Here is a 15,425-nt window from a genome sequence, read left to right on the forward strand (position 1 = left end):
AGCGCAAGCAGTTGTTGCGTGAACGGGCAGCTGGGGCGGGCTCACACCGGGGAGAACACGGCCTCGGTGATGTGCTCGGCGATGGCCATGCAGGCGGTCGCCGCCGGGGACGGGGCGTTGCGCACGGCCGTGACGCGGCCCACCTGGTGGATGCGGAAGTCGTCCACGAGCGTGCCGTCCGGATCGAGCGCCTGGGCGCGTACGCCGGCTCCGCCGCGGACCACGTCGGCGACCCCGACCCCGGGGACGTACGCCCCCGCCTCCTTCATGAAGGCGGCTCTCGACAGCGAGCCGCGGTACTCCTTGACGCCGGTCCGCCAGTGCTGGGCGGCCATTCGCCAGGCACCGGGATAGGCGGCGAGTCGCGCGAGGTCCTTCACGGACACCTGGGAGAGCTTGTACCCCTCCCTGGCCGTCGCGAGGACCGCGTTGGGGCCGACCTCCACCGAGCCGTCGACCCGGGGGGTGAAGTGCACCCCGAGGAAGGGGTAGCGCGGATCGGGTACGGGGTAGATGAGGCCGCGCACCAGCCCGGCGCGCTCCGGTTTCAGCAACATGTACTCGCCCCGGAAGGGGACGATCCTGGGGGCCGCCCCGTCCCGCGCGAGCTTCGCGACGGTGTCGGCGTGCAGGCCGGGGCAGAGGACCAGCCGGTCGACCCGTACGCGGTCCTGCCCCGAGGCGACCTCGATGCCGCCGGGGACGCGGGTCAGCCCGTCCACCGCGAACCCGAGCCGCACCTCGCCGCCGGCGGCCTCGATGTCCTGCGCGAACCGGCGGGCGATCGCCGGGTAGTCGGTGATCGCGGTGCGGGGCGAGTGGAGGGCCGCGATACCTCCGGCGTGCGGCTCGATCTCCTTGATCTCGTCCTTCGAGACCTTCCGGAGGTCGGGCACGTGGTTGTTCCTGGCCCGGTCGTACAAGCCCTCCATGCGGCCGAGTTCGTCCTCGCGCACCGCCATGACGAGTTTGCCGGTCTCCTGGTACGGCAGCCTGTGCTCCTGGCAGTACTCGCGCAGCAGGGACACCCCCCGTACGGTCAGGTCGGCCTTGAGGCTGCCCGGGGTGTAGTAGATGCCGGCGTGCACCACACCCGAGTTGTGCCCGGTCTGGTGGAACGCGACCCGGCGTTCCTTCTCGAACACCACCACGCGGGTGCCGGGGCGGCGCAGCGCGATCTCGCGGCCCGTCGCCAGGCCCACGATGCCGGCTCCGACGACACCGATCGTTCCGTCGCTCATCGGCATCCTCCTCTCTGCTCGATCCGTGCGTCAGGCCCCGAAGTGGAAGGCGACGGTCTTGACGCGGGTGTAGAAGCGCAGGGCTTCGGTGCCCTGCTCCTTGAACGCGGAGCCGGAGTCGCGGAAACCGCCGAAGGGGTGGTGCACGTCCCAGCCCGTGGTCGTGGTGTTGATGGACACTTGTCCGCAGTCGGCCTCCTCGGCGAAGCGGTGGGCGGCACGCAGGTCGCGGGTGAAGAGCGCGGCGGCGAGGCCGAAGTCGGAGTCGTTGACCTCCTCGACGGCCTCGTCGAAGCCGTCCACGGCGCGGACGACGACGACCGGCCCGAAGACCTCCTCGCGCCAGACGGCCATCTCGCGGGTGACGTCGCCGAGGACGGTCGGCAGGACGTAGCAGCCGTGGGCGTGGGCCTCGTCCTTCGGGGTGCCGCCGCCGGCGAGGACGGTCGCGCCCTCCCGGACCGCGCGGGCGATGTGGTCGAGGACGCCGGTGCGCTGCCCGGTGCTGACGAGCGGGCCGACGGAGAGGGTGTCCGTCTCGCGGGAGCCGAGGCCGAGCGCGGCGACGGCGTCCAGCAGCAGGCCGGTGAAGTCGGCGTACACGGACCGCTCGACGAGGACGCGGCTGGTGGCGGTGCAGCGCTGGCCGGTCTGTCCGAACCCGGCGGCGACCACCGCCCTGACGGCGGCCGGGAGATCGGCGTCCGCGAGGACGACGGTGGCGTTCTTTCCGCCCAGTTCGCCCTGGAAGCGGACGTTGCGGTCGGCGAGGGAGCTGCGGAGTGACTCGCCCACGGAGTTGGAGCCGGTGAAGGTGACGGCGGCGACGCGGGGGTCGTCGAGCAGCGGGGCGGAGATCTTCCCGCCGCGGCCGGTGACCACGCCGAGCACTCCCGCGGGCAGGCCGGCGTCGTGCAGGGCCCGGGCCAGGTGGAGGGCGGACATCGGGGTCTCGGAAGCCGGCTTGAGGACCACGGCGTTGCCGGAGGCGAGCGCGGGGGCCAGCTTGCGGGCCGGGGTCAGCAACGGGTCGTTCCACGGGGTGATCGCGAGGACGATGCCGATGGGTTCGTGATGGTAGCTGGTACGCGTCCCGGGCCGGGCGTCGTGGACCAGGGTGCCGTACCCGGCGCGGGCGAGGCCGGCGTAGTACTCGAAGAAGTCCGCGGCCTTCTGGACCTCGCCGCCCGCCTCAAGGAGGGTCTTGCCGTTCTCGGTCACCACCGCGTCGGTGATCCCGGCGGCCCGCTCGCGGAGCAGCCGGGCCGTCTCGTGGAAGACCCTGGCCCGCTCGAAGGGGGTGGTGCGCCGCCAGAGCGCGAAGCCCTTCTCCGCCTCGTCGTACGCGCGGGTGACGTCCGCGGCCCCGAGCGCCGGTACCCGGGCCACCGGGGTGCGGGTGTCGGACGGGTCGTGGACCTCCAGCCATGTGCCGGCCGCCACCCACTGTCCGCCGAGAAGGGTCTCCATGGTGCGCATCCGGATCATTGCTCCCGTTCGATCTGAGTGGTGTCGTCACGACAACACAGGAAGTCCGCGGAGGTGACCAGGCCCGCGGCGGCAGACATTGCTTGCACGTCACGCACGGGCTCGTGGGCGTCGACCGTGCGGGGACTGTGCTGGAATCGGCACCGCCGAGAGCCGTACGGAAGAAGGAGGCCGCACTCATGGCGTATGCCGTGATCGCCCGCTACACCTGTGAACCCGCCGACGCTGACACGGTGCGTGCCGCGCTGCTGAAGATGCGCGCGCACACGCTGACCGAGCCGGGGAACCTCGGGTACGAGGTGCACGCGGAGGTCGACCGGCCGGGCGGATTCGTGCTGTACGAGCGGTACGCCGACCGCGCCGGCTTCGACGCGCACGCGGCGGCGGAGTACTTCGACGAGCTGATCGTGCGGACGGTGCGGCCCCTGCTGACGGACCGTGCGGTGACGTTCGCGGAGGTGCTGTAGCGGTACGCGGGGCACGGCGGCGGGGTCCGGAGGCGCGTCAGCGCCCCGGCCCCCGCCGCCGTGCGCGGGCGCCTACCGTCGTGCGCGGGCGCCTACCGCCGTGCGCGGGCCCCCGCCGCCGTGCGGCTCAGAACTCGTTGCCCCAGCAGTAGCGGGCGAGGGTCTCCACCTGGATCAGTTTGCGGTGCTGGTCCCCGGCGCTCAGCAGAGGGCGGGCGGCCACGTCGGCGAAGCCCCGGGAGGGCGAGAGCGCCATGTCCTCCAAGTCCTTGACCTCGGCCGCGGCGTCGATACGGACCATCACCGCGTCGATCTCCTCGAACTCGGCGGTGGTGGCGTCGACCGCGCCGAGGCAGGCGTCCCGGTCCTCGGGGAGGGCCCGCAGCAGCTCCAGCTCGGCGTCGGTGCCGCGGTCGAGGGGAAGCACCCAGCGGTCGGCGGGGACCGCCGCGTACAGCCGTTCGGCGCGGGCACGGTCCACGGCGGCGGGGGCGGCCCCACCGGGCGCGACGGCGATCCGGACGCCCTCCGGGCGCTCGTCCAGCCGCACCGCGAGCGCGTCCACGGCGAGTGCGTCCTCGAACGCCAGCGCGCCGGTGTCACCGGGTTCACCGGCGGTGTGGGCGAGCAACAGCGGGTTGTTCAGCTGGATCAGGCGCACCCCCTGGGCGACCAGGAGCCGGATCTCCGCGCGGATGATCTCCGCGAGGGCCTCACCGAGCTCGCGGGCCGAGGCGGGACCGCCGGCTCCGGCGAGTTCCGGGTCGAAGGTGGTGGCCGCGAGGTAGGCCGGGGAGGGCAGCGCGACCTTGGGGGCGACGACGGTGAGTTCGCCGAGCAGGCCGGCCCACTCGCCGAGCAGCGGGCCGTCCGCCTCGGGGAGGGTTTCGGCGACCCAGCGGGCCAGGCCGTCGGTCTCCTCGCCGGTGCGCCGGAATCCGGTGACTCCTTCGAGGACCGCGCTGCGGAAGTCCTCGCGGGGGAGGTCGCCGTCGGTGACGACGGTGGAGCGCAGCCGGCGCTGGAAGACCACGGCCTCCTTGACCGCGGCGAGTTCGGCCGCGCGCAGGGCTTCGGCGTCGCCGCGCTCGCGGGCGGCCAGCAGGGCGGGGGGCCGGACCAGGCTGCCGTGGTGGTCGATGCGGTAGTTGAACGTGTCCGCCATGGCTCAGGCGTCCTTTCCGGCGGGCTTGCCGGAGACGCCCCAGGCGGCGAACTCCAGTTCGTAACCGAGGGCGGCGAGTGTCTCGTCGGCGATCGTCTGGTCCTCGTCGGCGGTGCCGCCGGCGATGCCGAGACCGCCGATGATCTCGCCGTCCTTCTTGATGGTGACGCTGCCCTCGGCGGCGAGGATGGGCATGGAGGCGCCGGGCAGCTGGGAGAGCTGGGAGAAGAAGACCGGCTGGCTCTCCTGCCACTTCTTCAGCATCTTCCCCGGGCGCTGCATGATGGCGGCCGTGTACGCCTTGGCGCGGGCGATGTCGGGGGTGAGCGGGCGGGCTCCGTCCGGGCGGCGGATGGCGACGGGGAAACCCCCGGCGTCCACCACGGCCACGCTCACCGCCTTGCCGAGGGCCTGGGCGCGCCGGTGGGCCTCGGCGATGAGCTCTTCGGCGGCGGCGAGGGTGAGGTCGCTCATGCGGTTTCCTTCGGGGTGGTGAGAGTGCGGCGCAGTCGGGCGACGGCGGCGTTGTACGGCTCCGGCGTCTCCCAGTACATGGAGTGCGGGGCGCCCGTGACGATCTCCAGGTGCGAGCCCTCGACCAGTTCGTGGGCGCGGGTGACCGTCTTGACGCTGAGCACCGCGTCCTTCTCCCCCGCGAGGAAGGCGAGGGTGACGCCCGAAGCACGGATCTCGTCCAGGCCGGGGCCGTCGGTGTCGAGGTTGCGCAGGTCCTGCATGGTGGCGGTGTTGAAGGTGCCCATCTGCTGGAAGAGGAAGGTGAGGTCTGGGCGCTCCCGCTGGAAGCGCTTGGTCAACAGGCGGTCGATGACCGGCAGTTTGACCGCTTCGGCGCGGTCGGCGGCGGCCAGTTCCTTCAGCTCGGGGTGGCTGATGCCGCCCAGCGAGTGGCCGAGGACGACCGAGCCGACGCGTTCGGGGCGTACCAGGCCGGCGCGGAGGGCGGCGACCGATCCGATGGACTGGCCCACCAGCATGGCGTCGGTCAGGTCCTCCCGGTCGAGCACCGCGACGACGTCACCGTAGAAGGCCTGTCCGTCGAACTCGGACTGCGGTGCGGACAGCACGGTCCTGCCGAAGCCCCGCAGGTCGAGGGTGACGACGGTGAACTCGTCGCGGAGGGCGACCACCTGCTGCCACCAGGCGGCGTGGTGGCCGCCCGATCCGTGGACGAACACGATCGCCGGGCCGCTGCCGTGGCGCTCGTAGTAGAGGGACGCTCCCTCTGCATCGACGTGGGGCATGTCACGGTCTCCTTGTGGCTCAGTGGGGGCGCTTGCCGTGGAAGACGAGCTCGATCATGGTGTGGTCGGGGTCGTGGATGTAGCAGAACTTCGACTGGTTCTCCGGGCGTTCGACGGGCCGGGTGTGCCGGATGCCCAGCTCGGCGAGGTGCTCCATGAAGTCGTCCCAGTCGTCGACCTCCACGGCGAAGTGGTACGGCGCCATCCGGTCCATGTCCTCGACCGGGGTGAAGTGGAGGTCGAAGTTGCCGCGGGTCATCAGCACCACGCGGGTGTTGGACTTCGGCTGGATCCTCTTCATCCCGAAGACCTCGGCGTACCAGGCGGCGGTCCGGTCGGGGTCGGTGGTGGGGAAGTTGACGTGGTGGATGTAGCGGGGTTCCTTGCTCACGGCGTACTGCCTTTCGGGGGGAGGGTGGTGGACCGCTCAGGGGCGGCCGGGCTCGGCCAGGACGTGGTTCGACAGGACACCGATGCCGCTGATCTCGATGTCGACCGTGTCGCCCACCTCGATCTGGCAGGTCGACTCGGCGCCCATCCACAGCACGTCCCCGGGGTGCAGGGTGATGTGCCGGGTGATCTCGACCATGTGGTCGTACGGGTCGAAGACCATGTCGCCGGTCGGGAAGCGGGCGCGGGTCTCGCCGTTGACGCGGAGCGTGGTGGTCTGGGCGAGGGCGTCGACGTCGGTCTCGATCCAGGGACCCATCGGCTTGAAGGTGTCGCTGTTCTTGCTCCGCCAGAAGGTGCGGTCCTCGTGCTGCCAGGTGCGGGCGCTGACGTCGTTGCCGATCGTCCAGCCGAAGACGGCGTCCCGCGCCCGCTCGTACGTGGCGTGCCGCAGCGTCCTGCCGATGACCGCGACGAGCTCCGGTTCGGCCTCGAACCGCCCCCGTACTCCATCGGGCTTGACGATCGCGGTGCGGTGGCCGGTGAGCGCGTTGTTGGCGCGGTAGCCGGCCTCCGGCCGCTCGGGCAGGACGGCCGCCGCGTCGCCGAGCAGCCGGGCGTGCTCGATGTGGCGCGGATAGTTCATGCCGACGGCGTAGAAGACCGGCGGGACGACCGGGGGCAGCCAGTCGGCCCCGGCGAGCGGGATCGTGCCGATGACGGTGGGGTCGCCGTCCAGCGGCGAGTCGGAGAGCAGGCGTACGGAGCCGTCCTCGACGCGGCCCCAGACGGCCCGGCCGCCGACGCGTATACGGGTGTATCGCATGGGGGCTCAGTCCGTCAGCAGGTGGGAGACGCGCTTGGTGACCAGGTAGGCGTCCAGTCCCTCCGGGCCGCCCTCGCGTCCGTAGCCGCTGGACTTGACCCCGCCGGACGGTGCCTCGTGGGTCGATCCGCCGCAGTGGTTGAGGGAGAGGATCCCGGCCTCGAACTCGCGGGTGAGGCGCTCGGCGGTGGCGGCGGAGCGCGTGAAGCCGTACGCGGCGAGGCCGTAGGGCAGCGAGTTGGCGATCCGCAGCGCCTCGTCCAGCTCGCGGAAGGCGACGATCGGCGCGAGCGGTCCGAAGGGCTCGTCGGACATGAGGGCGGCGTCCTCGGGGACGTCGGTGAGAACGGTGGGGGCGAAGAAGTAGCCGGCGCGATCCAGGCGCTCGCCGCCGGTGCGGATCTTCGCGCCCTTGGCGACGGCGTCGGCGGTGAGGGCCTCCATGGCGCTCAGCCGGCGCTCGTTGGCGAGCGGGCCCATGGTGACGCCCTGGTCGAGACCGTCGCCGACCACCACCGCCTCGGCGGCGCGGACGAACTCCTCGGTGAACTCCTCGACGATGCTCTCGTGGACCAGGAAGCGGCTCGGCGAGGTGCAGACCTGGCCGGCGTTGGCGAACTTCGCCGCGGCCGCGCGGCGGGCGGCGGTGACGGGGTCGGCGTCCGCGCAGACGATGACCGGGGCATGACCGCCCAGCTCCATGAGGGACGGCTTCATCTCCGCACCGGCGGCTGCGGCGAGCAGCTTGCCGACCGGTACGGAGCCGGTGAAGGCGATCAGCCGGGTGGCGGGGTGCGCGATGAGATGCGCGGAGACCTCGGCGGGCTCGCCGAAGACGAGGTTGAGCACGCCCGCGGGCAGGCCGGCGTCCTCGAAGCAGCGGACCAGCTCGACGGCGGTCCCGGGTGTCTCCTCGGAGGCCTTGATGACGAGGGAGCAGCCGGCCGAGAGAGCCGCGGCGATCTTCCGCATCGGTGACCCGGCCGGGAAGTTCCAGGGGGTGAAGGCGGCGACCGGGCCGATCGGCTGGCGGCGCACGGAGAGCAGCGTGCCGGACTCGGTCGGGATGACCCTGCCGTAGGCGCGGCGGGCGTCGTCGGCGTCCCAGCGCAGGGCGCCGGCGACGCGCCCGGCCTCTCCGACGGCCTCGCGCAGCGGCTTGCCCTGTTCGCGGGTCATGGTGCGGCCGACCCGGTCGGCGCGGGAGACCAGCAGGTCGGCGGCGTGGTGGAGGATCGCGGTGCGCTCGGCTATCGGTGTGTCGCGCCAGAGCGCGAAGCCGGCCGCGGCGGCCTCGGCGGCGCGGTCGAGGTCGGCGGTGGTGGCGAGCGGAACGTGTCCGAGCACCTCTTCGGTGGCCGGGTTCACGACCGGTACGGTCGCTCCGGCGCCACCTTCGCACCAGGTGCCCGCTATGTACATGCGGATGGCGGGGTAGTCGTCTGGGGTCGTCATGGGTGCGTGTGCCCTCTCACGCTCGGCGGGTGGGGTGTCAGGAGGCGGTGCTGCCGGAGGCGTCACGGGAGCTGCGCAGGGTCCAGATGTGGTGGGGCGGCGTGGTCTCGTGGACGCGGGTCCCGTACGAGGCGTCGACGCGGTCCATGTCCGCCGCGTACTCGACGCGGCCGCCGCAGGGGGCGTGGACGAAGCGGAAGACGTTGGAGCCGACCGTGTGCCGGCCGAGCTTGCGGGCTTCCCGCCAGCCCTGGGCGATCATGTGGTTGCCGCCCTCGATGACGTCGTCGAAGCCGGGGACCTCGTAACTGACGTGGTTGACGCCGGCCCGGTCCGGGCGGTGGCAGAGCAGGAAGTTGTGCTGGTCGTCGTCGCCCTCGCACTGCATGAAGGTGCCCATCGGCTTGACGACGTCGGTCGCCCGGAAGCCGAGCCGGTCGACATAGAAGGCGACGGCCTCCTCCTGTCCGGCCTTGGGGATGTTGAGGGCGACGTGGCACATGCGCAGCGGGCGGACCCGGCCGACGGGTTCGAGCGGAGCGTTCCAGCGGCGTACGGCGCCGGAGACGTTCGCCTCGCGCGGTCCGCCCGGCGCGAACTCCTTGACACGGGCCAGGGTGAGGCCGAGGCCGAAACCGGTCTCGTCGCGGGTGCGGTGCACCCCGTCCGCGCCGAGGGCGACCTCACGGTCGACGCCGACCCGGGCGACCAGTGTCGCCAGGTCCGCCTCGGTGTCGACGCCCCAGACCACCTCGCGGAGGGTGGGGCCGTCCTCCAGGGCGGGCGGCAGGGCCGGGTCGGGGAGGGTGTCGAGGTGGAGCCGTTGGCCCGCCGCCGTCTCGAACGAGGCGCGGACGGCGGTGCGCTCCACCGGGGTCAGCCCGAAATCCGTGAAGAAACGGACGCACGCGTCGAGGTCGTCGACGCTGTAGGTGACCGACTCGATTCTCTGGATTCCCATGGACTCCTCATTTCGCGGGCCGCGACCGCAGGGCGCGTGACACCGGCTCGATCAGCTTAGAAATCGGGGCGCGCGGCCTCAACGGCCCGGCATTCCGAATGGTGCAAGCACTTCTTGCGCGAACGGTCGCGCCACGGGGCCGGCCGCGGGGGCAGGTGCCTCACATGGCGGGAATGGGGTTCTCCGAGAACCACGCGGCGAGGAATTCGAGGAAGACGGTCACCTTGCGCGGCGTCTCCTGGCCGGGGCCGTAGATCGCGTACAGCGGCCGGTCGGGCACCGCGAGTTCGGGCAGCAGCACCCGGAGGGCGCCGGAGACCAGGTCGTCGTAGGCCGGCCGCTGCGGGAGCAGGGCGATCCCCCTCCCGTGCACGGCGGCCTTCTGCAGGGCGATGTAGGAGTTGGAGGAGAACGCCACGTTGCGGATCTTGTGCAGGGTGCTCGCATGGCCGTGGCCCACCCGCCAGACCGGGTCGTTGACGTGCACCAGGCAGTCGTGGACGGCGAGGTCGTTCGGGTGCGCGAGCGTGCCGTGCTTCTCCAGGTACTTCTCCGACGCGCACAGCACGAAGGGCAGTGAGGCGATCTTCTTCAGGCGGACACTGGAATCCCGCAAGTCGCGCGTGTGGAAGGCGATGTCGAATCCGCCGTCCAGGAAATCGTAGGTGCGGTCCGATATGCCACCGAGCTCGAAACGGACGAGGATTTTCGGGTGCGCGACGGAGAACGCGGATATGGCGTCCCCCAGGTCGAGGCTGCCTATCCACTTGGGACAGATGATGTTGAGCGATCCCTCCGGCCGGTCGTGGAGCTGCGCGATGTGCGAGTCCTCGGCGGAGATCTCCTCCAGGATGCGTGCCGCGAACTCCGCGTAGCGCAGGCCGGGCTGGGTGAGGCTGACGGACCGGGCCGTGCGGTTGACGAGCCGGACCCCGATCTGGCGCTCCAGCTCCGCGACGTGGCGTGAGATGAGTGATCCCGAGGAGCTCAGCGCTTTGGCGGCCCCGCTGAAACTGCCGATGTTGGCGACGGTGACGAAGCTGCGCATGAGGAGCAGACGGTCCATGGTGGTACCTCCGGCCGTTCACGGCCCCGGTCATGGGGCCGTGTCGGGCGGGTTGTGCGGGTGGAGCCTCGGCGCTGCGCTCCGGAACGGGGATCGCTCGGCCGGGTGCACGGAACGGGGTGTCGGACGACCCGGGAATCAGGGGCAGTACTGAGGGGCCTTGTCCAGGTTGTCCTTGGTGACCAGCAGGATCGGCGTCTTGTCCATCTTGCTGATCTTCTTTTTGTCGAGCAGTCCTACCGCATTGTTCACGGCGAGGGAACCCGTGCTCATGGCCGAGTTCGCGACGGTCGCCGAGAGCTCGCCCTTCTCGACCCCTTCGAGGCCCCGGTCGGTGCCGTTGACGGTGACGATCTTGACGTCCTTGCCGGCCGCCTTGAAGGCCGTACGGGCGGCGAGGGCCATCTCCTCGTTGGCGACGAAGGCGTACTGGAGGTCCGGGTGCGCCTGGATCATGTTCTCGGCGACGTCCTTGGCCTTCGCGGCGTTGAACATGCCCGGCTGGTTCGCGACGATCTTGGCGGTGGCCGGGAGTGCCTTGGTGAATCCGGCGACCAGCATGTCGGAGGCGGCGCCGGGGGCGCCGGCGATCACGCCGACCTCCACCGGCCTGCCCGCGGCGTCCGTCGCGACCCAGCCCGCGTCCAGCGCGCCGACCGCGTTGAGGTCCACGACCACCGCACCGAGGATCTCGGAGGGGTCGTCGGTGACGACGGAGGTGAGGAAGATCGGAATGCCGGCGGACTTCGCCTTGGCGATGTCGCCCTTGAGGGCGTCGACGTTCACCGTCTGCACGATGAGCGCGTCGACGTTGCGGGAGATCATGTCCTCGATGTTGGACAGCTCGGTACCGGGGTTCTGGTGCGAGTTGGCCGTGTAGATCTTCGTGTGGCCCGCCTCGGCCGTGTTCTCCACCGCCTTCTGGAGGCAGGTGTGGAACTCCGTGTCACCGCCGTTGACGAACCCGAGGGTGACGGCGTCGCCGCCGGATCCGGACTCGCCGCTGCATCCGCCGAGAGCCAGCGCGGCCCCCACGACGGTGGTGGCCAGCACTCTTCGCGGGTGGAGGGACAGGCTCATGGTGTGGTCGCCTTTCGTGGCGTGCGGGGAACGTGGTCGGCCGTGCGGGGACGTGGAGTCACGGTGCGGAGCGTCCGACCGCGCTACCGCGTACGTCAGGTGGGGGACTTCTTGTGGAGCTGGTTGGCGATCGCCGCGACGAGCAGGACGGCGCCGACCGAGATCTGCTGGAAGTAGCTGGAGACCTGCAGCAGGTTCAGGGCGTTGGCGACGACACCGAGCAGGACGACACCGAGGGCGGTGCCGATGACGGTGCCGCTGCCGCCGGCGAGCGAGGTGCCGCCGATCACGACGGCCGCCACGGCGGTGAGCTGGAGGTTGAGGCCACCCGTTCCGGGGCTGCTCGCGCCCAGTCGGGAGAGCAGCATGAGACCGGCGAGACCGGCGAGGGTGCCCGCCAGCCCGTAGAGCAGGAGTTTGTTCCGGTTGACGCCGATGCCGCTGAGGCGGGCGACGTGCTCGTTGCCCCCGATGGCGAACGCGTCGCGGCCGAAGACGGTGAACTTCATGACGAGACCGGCCACCACCAGCACCAGGATCGCCACGATCAGCAGATGGGGGACGCCGAGGACCTTGCCGTTGCCCAGCGAGGAGAGGTGGGTGCCGATGGAGACGCTGAGACCGTCCAGGACGAGGAGCGCGACGCCGTCCAGGAGCGTGGCCGTCGCGAGCGTGGCGACGAACGGTGCGACGCGCGTGTAGGTGACCACGAGCCCGTTGACCAGTCCGATGAGGGTGGCCAGGACGAGGGAGACGACGACCGTCACCGTGGTGGACTCGCCGTCCGCCAGCATCTGGGCGGCCACCGCGGTGACGACGGCGGCGTTGCTCCCCATCGAGAAGTCCATGCCGCCGGCCGTCATCAGCAGCGTGAGACCGGCGGCGAGCACCCCCGAGACGCTGACCTGGCGGAGGATGTTGATGATGTTGGTGGAGGTGGCGAACGAGTCGGTCCGCACACTCGCGAACACCACCACGATGATCAGCACCGCGAAGAGGCCCGCGTGCGGGATGCCCGCCAGGGAACGCAGCGGGGCGCGCGACCCGGGTGCGGTCTCCGGGGCGCTCTTCGTGGCGGGGGTCTGCGCCGGGGGCGCTACGGGGCTCACTTGCTCTGTCCTCCGAGGGCGAGGGCGACGAGTTGGTCGCGGGTGATGGTGGTGACGTCGTGTTCGGCGACCGTCCGTCCCCCGCTGACGACGATCACCCGGTCGGCCAGTCGCATGACCTCCTCGGCGGAGGAGGACGCGAGCAGCACGGCGACACCGCGAGCGGCGAGTCCGTCGACGAGGGTGTGGATGTCCGCGATGGCCGCGACGTCGACCCCGTTGGTGGGGTCTTCCAGGAAGCACGCGACGGGCGCGGTCTCCAGCCATTTCGCCAGCAGGACCTTCTGCTGGTTGCCTCCCGAGAGGCGCCCGACGGCCGGATTGCGGGTCAGCGAGACGACTCCGTAGCTCTGGCGCAGCGGGGCGGCCCGGCGGGTGAGCGCCGACCACCGCTGCAGTCGGCGCCGCTCCAGGCGGTCACTGGCCAGCATCAGGTTCTCGTCGAGCGAGAGTTCGGGGATCAGCCCGAGCGCCCTGCGGTCGCCGGTGACGCACCGCAGACCGCTGGCGAGCGACCGGGGGATCCGGCCGAAGGGGACGTCCTCGCCGTCCACCGACATCGTGCCGGAGTCGGGGCGGCGGCGGCCGGAGAGCAGGTCGAAGAGACGCGACTGCGCGTCCCCGGCGGGGCCGAGGACGGCGACGATCTCACCCTTGCGCACGTCGACCGCGAAGTCCTCGATGGTGCGCCCGTGCGAGAGGCCCCGGACCGCGAGGCCGATCTCGCCGGTGGGAGCGGTGCGTGCGGGGCGGGTCGAGACGACGTCCCGGCCCACCATGGTGCGGACCAGCCCGGCGGCGTCGGTCCCGGCCGCCGGACCGCTGTGCACGACCGCGCCGTCCCGCAGGACGGTGATGTGGTCGGCGACGGAGAGCACCTCGTCGATGTAGTGCGAGATGTAGACGACGGCCATGCCCTCGTCGCGCAGCGTCCGTACCAGCGTCCGGATCCGGTCGGCGGCCTCGGCGCCCAGACAGGCGGTCGGCTCGTCGAGGATGAGGACCTTGCCACCGCGCCTGACCTCGCGGGCGACCTCGACCATGGTCTGCTCCGCGACGGTCAGCCCACCGGCCGTCCGGTTCACGTCGATGGTGATGCCGAGGTCCGCGAGGGCCTTGCGTGCCTGCTCCCGGACGGCCTTCCAGGCGACGAGGGCGCGCGGGGCGGGCAGGTCGCCGAGGAGGATGTTCTCGGCGACCGTCAGCTCCATGACCAGCTCGCGGCGCTGCGGGACGGTCGAGATGCCGAGCCGCCGCGCCTGCCGCGTCGACAGGCCGGTCTGGGCCTGGCCGCCGATCTCGATGGTGCCGCCGTCCGCCTGGTGGACTCCGGCCAGCACCTGGACGAGGGTGGACTTGCCGGCCCCGTTCATGCCCATCAGGGCGTGGATCTCGCCCGGTCTGATGTCGAGGGAGACCCCGGTGAGGGCGGCGGCTCCGCCGAAGCTCTTGCGGAGGTCACGGACCCTGACCACCGGTTGCGAAGGCGCGTCGACGACGGCGGTGGTGCTCGTACGGAGCGCGGTACGGGTGGTCACGTCGGTGCTCCCCCCGGTCTGCCGGTCGGCGGGCGGTGTCACGGCTGCGACCGGTCCCCGTCACCGGGGGTGACGCGTGCGAAGCCGCGGATGTCGGGGAACGGCGGCTCGCGGTCGGCCTGCAGGTCCACCTGGAAGGTGTTCAGGCACATCCCGAGCATCGTGAAGTTGCCGAGCGAGCCGATGGCGTCGACCAGGCCCTGGGAGCCGAAGTGCCGGTGCGCGGCGGCGAAGGTCTCGTCGGAGACGAAGTGGTTCTCGAGCACCTCCTGGCAGAAGGTGTAGAAGGCGGTGTCCGCCTCGTCGTCGAACTCGGGGGTGCGGCGCTCGGCTATCGCGTCCACGGCGGCGGCCGGGACGCCTGCCTCGACGGCCGCCCCGACGTGCGCGTTCCAGGAGTACTGGGCGTCCCAGTTGCGGGCGGCCATCAGCAGGGTCAGCTCCCGCAGGTGCTTGGGCAGGTCAGAGTCGAAGCGGACGAACGCCCCGAGCGACTCCACGCGTTCGCAGAGTCCGGGGCTCTGCAGCCAGACCCGGAACGGGCCGCGTACCCCGCCGCGACGAGCGGTGATGCGGGCATGCAGCTCCTGCTGGTGCTCGTTCATCTCTTCGGTACTCAGAACGGGGAGGCGCATGGCCGGTCCCTGCCTTTCGATCTGCGACACAAACTCGAAATGTGCGATGGCAGCAGACCGTACCTCCGGCTGGTAGCGGCTCACCCTTCTCGGAATGCAAGGTAAAGGTGCGCACCAGGGACCTCTCAGCGACGGCCGCTTCCCATAACGTCGGACGACGCCTCGCCGTCGAAAGGGTTTGCCGCATGAGCGTCATCATCAAGACCGCTTCCGTACCGCTGCTGGACCGGGGAGGCTCGATCGTGACGACCCCGCTGGTCACGACGGTTTCGGCGGCCGGCGAGAATCTGATCACCAGCGGAATGAGCGTTTATCCGGTCGGTTCCGGGGCGCCGATGCACTCGCACAACTGCGACGAGCACGTGACGATTCTCGAAGGAGAGGCGGAGGTACTGGTGGAGGGCGTCGTGACGCGTTTGGAGCGCTACGACACCACGTACATCCCCTCCCCCGTGCCGCACCTCTTCCGGAATGCCGGGGAGACTCCGCTGCGCATCCTCTGGGTCTATACCTCGGGCACGGTGACCCGCACGTTCACCGATTCCGGCGTGACGGTCGAACACCTCTCCGCCGAGGACCGGATGGGGCGCTGAGCGGCGGCCCTCAGCGGCGTGCGGCGGTCCGGCCGGGGGCGCCGCACGCACCCTCCGTGCGCGAGGCCGCGCCGACGGCCCTCCCCACCGACGCCGTCCGCTCCTCCCGGCCCCGGTACGGAGCCGACCACGTGGACGGGAAGGGCCTC

At 71.3% G+C, this 15,425-nt stretch carries 16 protein-coding genes; 2 read left to right on the forward strand and 14 right to left on the reverse strand.

Going from position 1 to position 15,425, the window contains the following annotated elements; genetic code table 11:
* Positions 1–41: 41 nt before the first annotated feature.
* Both lhgO and PZB77_RS04105 read right to left on the reverse strand, forming a co-directional pair.
* Positions 42–1,241, reverse strand: coding sequence for an L-2-hydroxyglutarate oxidase (gene lhgO / locus PZB77_RS04100; protein ID WP_275491149.1), 1,200 nt, complete (start codon positions 1,239–1,241; stop codon positions 42–44).
* 30 nt (positions 1,242–1,271) lie between these two features.
* Positions 1,272–2,711, reverse strand: a complete 1,440-nt coding sequence (locus tag PZB77_RS04105) for an aldehyde dehydrogenase family protein (protein ID WP_275491150.1) — start codon at positions 2,709–2,711, stop codon at positions 1,272–1,274.
* Positions 2,712–2,908: 197 nt separating this feature from the next.
* On the opposite strand from PZB77_RS04105, the gene PZB77_RS04110 reads away from it, so the two are divergent.
* Complete coding sequence (locus tag PZB77_RS04110; protein WP_275491151.1) at positions 2,909–3,196, forward strand: putative quinol monooxygenase; 288 nt, start codon at positions 2,909–2,911, stop codon at positions 3,194–3,196.
* A gap of 127 nt (positions 3,197–3,323) precedes the next feature.
* On the opposite strand, the gene PZB77_RS04115 is transcribed toward PZB77_RS04110, so the two are convergent.
* The 12 genes from PZB77_RS04115 to PZB77_RS04170 form a co-directional block, all read right to left on the reverse strand.
* On the reverse strand, positions 3,324–4,361 hold the full coding sequence (locus tag PZB77_RS04115; RefSeq protein ID WP_275491152.1) for a methionine synthase II (cobalamin-independent)-like protein: 1,038 nt from the start codon (positions 4,359–4,361) through the stop codon (positions 3,324–3,326).
* Positions 4,362–4,364: 3 nt separating this feature from the next.
* Positions 4,365–4,835, reverse strand: a complete 471-nt coding sequence (locus PZB77_RS04120; RefSeq protein ID WP_275491153.1) for a heme-binding protein — start codon at positions 4,833–4,835, stop codon at positions 4,365–4,367.
* On the reverse strand, positions 4,832–5,623 hold the full coding sequence (locus tag PZB77_RS04125; RefSeq protein ID WP_275491154.1) for an alpha/beta hydrolase: 792 nt from the start codon (positions 5,621–5,623) through the stop codon (positions 4,832–4,834). The genes PZB77_RS04120 and PZB77_RS04125 overlap by 4 nt, the downstream gene beginning before the upstream one ends.
* Before the next feature lie 19 nt (positions 5,624–5,642).
* A complete protein-coding gene (locus PZB77_RS04130) occupies positions 5,643–6,014 on the reverse strand; it encodes a VOC family protein (RefSeq protein WP_275491155.1) in 372 nt (123 codons plus the stop codon).
* Between the two features lie 36 nt (positions 6,015–6,050).
* Positions 6,051–6,839: a fumarylacetoacetate hydrolase family protein gene (locus PZB77_RS04135; RefSeq protein WP_275491156.1), complete on the reverse strand. Its 789-nt coding sequence runs from the start codon at positions 6,837–6,839 to the stop codon at positions 6,051–6,053.
* A 6-nt stretch (positions 6,840–6,845) separates the two neighbouring features.
* A complete protein-coding gene (locus PZB77_RS04140; RefSeq protein WP_275491157.1) occupies positions 6,846–8,294 on the reverse strand; it encodes an NAD-dependent succinate-semialdehyde dehydrogenase in 1,449 nt (482 codons plus the stop codon).
* Positions 8,295–8,331: 37 nt separating this feature from the next.
* Positions 8,332–9,255, reverse strand: a complete 924-nt coding sequence (locus PZB77_RS04145; protein ID WP_275491158.1) for a VOC family protein — start codon at positions 9,253–9,255, stop codon at positions 8,332–8,334.
* Positions 9,256–9,415: 160 nt separating this feature from the next.
* The gene (locus PZB77_RS04150; RefSeq protein WP_275491159.1) at positions 9,416–10,321 is read right to left on the reverse strand and encodes a LysR family transcriptional regulator; all 906 of its coding nucleotides are present in this window, start codon (positions 10,319–10,321) and stop codon (positions 9,416–9,418) included.
* A gap of 138 nt (positions 10,322–10,459) precedes the next feature.
* Positions 10,460–11,401, reverse strand: coding sequence for a sugar ABC transporter substrate-binding protein (locus PZB77_RS04155; protein ID WP_275491160.1), 942 nt, complete (start codon positions 11,399–11,401; stop codon positions 10,460–10,462).
* A gap of 95 nt (positions 11,402–11,496) precedes the next feature.
* Positions 11,497–12,510: an ABC transporter permease gene (locus PZB77_RS04160; RefSeq protein WP_275491162.1), complete on the reverse strand. Its 1,014-nt coding sequence runs from the start codon at positions 12,508–12,510 to the stop codon at positions 11,497–11,499.
* Entirely contained in the window at positions 12,507–14,048 is a 1,542-nt protein-coding gene (locus PZB77_RS04165; protein WP_275491163.1) for a sugar ABC transporter ATP-binding protein, read from the reverse strand. Before PZB77_RS04165 ends, PZB77_RS04160 begins: the two co-directional genes overlap by 4 nt.
* A 38-nt stretch (positions 14,049–14,086) precedes the next feature.
* Entirely contained in the window at positions 14,087–14,683 is a 597-nt protein-coding gene (locus PZB77_RS04170) for a carboxymuconolactone decarboxylase family protein (protein ID WP_275491164.1), read from the reverse strand.
* A gap of 185 nt (positions 14,684–14,868) precedes the next feature.
* Here PZB77_RS04170 and PZB77_RS04175 point away from each other — a divergent pair, with 185 nt between their 5' ends.
* A complete protein-coding gene (locus tag PZB77_RS04175; RefSeq protein ID WP_275491165.1) occupies positions 14,869–15,276 on the forward strand; it encodes a cupin domain-containing protein in 408 nt (135 codons plus the stop codon).
* Positions 15,277–15,425: the final 149 nt, after the last annotated feature.

It is taken from the genome of Streptomyces sp. AM 2-1-1 (genome assembly GCF_029167645.1).
Taxonomy (GTDB): domain Bacteria; phylum Actinomycetota; class Actinomycetes; order Streptomycetales; family Streptomycetaceae; genus Streptomyces.

What these genes read in the sequence shown, in the direction of transcription:
- lhgO (WP_275491149.1), bottom strand. Translation starts at nt 1,241, where the DNA reads ATGAGCGACGGAACGATCGGTGTCGTCGGAGCCGGCATCGTGGGCCTG.
- PZB77_RS04105 (WP_275491150.1), bottom strand. Translation starts at nt 2,711, where the DNA reads ATGGAGACCCTTCTCGGCGGACAGTGGGTGGCGGCCGGCACATGGCTG.
- PZB77_RS04110 (WP_275491151.1), top strand. Translation starts at nt 2,909, where the DNA reads ATGGCGTATGCCGTGATCGCCCGCTACACCTGTGAACCCGCCGACGCT.
- PZB77_RS04115 (WP_275491152.1), bottom strand. Translation starts at nt 4,361, where the DNA reads ATGGCGGACACGTTCAACTACCGCATCGACCACCACGGCAGCCTGGTC.
- PZB77_RS04120 (WP_275491153.1), bottom strand. Translation starts at nt 4,835, where the DNA reads ATGAGCGACCTCACCCTCGCCGCCGCCGAAGAGCTCATCGCCGAGGCC.
- PZB77_RS04125 (WP_275491154.1), bottom strand. Translation starts at nt 5,623, where the DNA reads ATGCCCCACGTCGATGCAGAGGGAGCGTCCCTCTACTACGAGCGCCAC.
- PZB77_RS04135 (WP_275491156.1), bottom strand. Translation starts at nt 6,839, where the DNA reads ATGCGATACACCCGTATACGCGTCGGCGGCCGGGCCGTCTGGGGCCGC.
- PZB77_RS04140 (WP_275491157.1), bottom strand. Translation starts at nt 8,294, where the DNA reads ATGACGACCCCAGACGACTACCCCGCCATCCGCATGTACATAGCGGGC.
- PZB77_RS04145 (WP_275491158.1), bottom strand. Translation starts at nt 9,255, where the DNA reads ATGGGAATCCAGAGAATCGAGTCGGTCACCTACAGCGTCGACGACCTC.
- PZB77_RS04150 (WP_275491159.1), bottom strand. Translation starts at nt 10,321, where the DNA reads ATGGACCGTCTGCTCCTCATGCGCAGCTTCGTCACCGTCGCCAACATC.
- PZB77_RS04155 (WP_275491160.1), bottom strand. Translation starts at nt 11,401, where the DNA reads ATGAGCCTGTCCCTCCACCCGCGAAGAGTGCTGGCCACCACCGTCGTG.
- PZB77_RS04170 (WP_275491164.1), bottom strand. Translation starts at nt 14,683, where the DNA reads ATGCGCCTCCCCGTTCTGAGTACCGAAGAGATGAACGAGCACCAGCAG.
- PZB77_RS04175 (WP_275491165.1), top strand. Translation starts at nt 14,869, where the DNA reads ATGAGCGTCATCATCAAGACCGCTTCCGTACCGCTGCTGGACCGGGGA.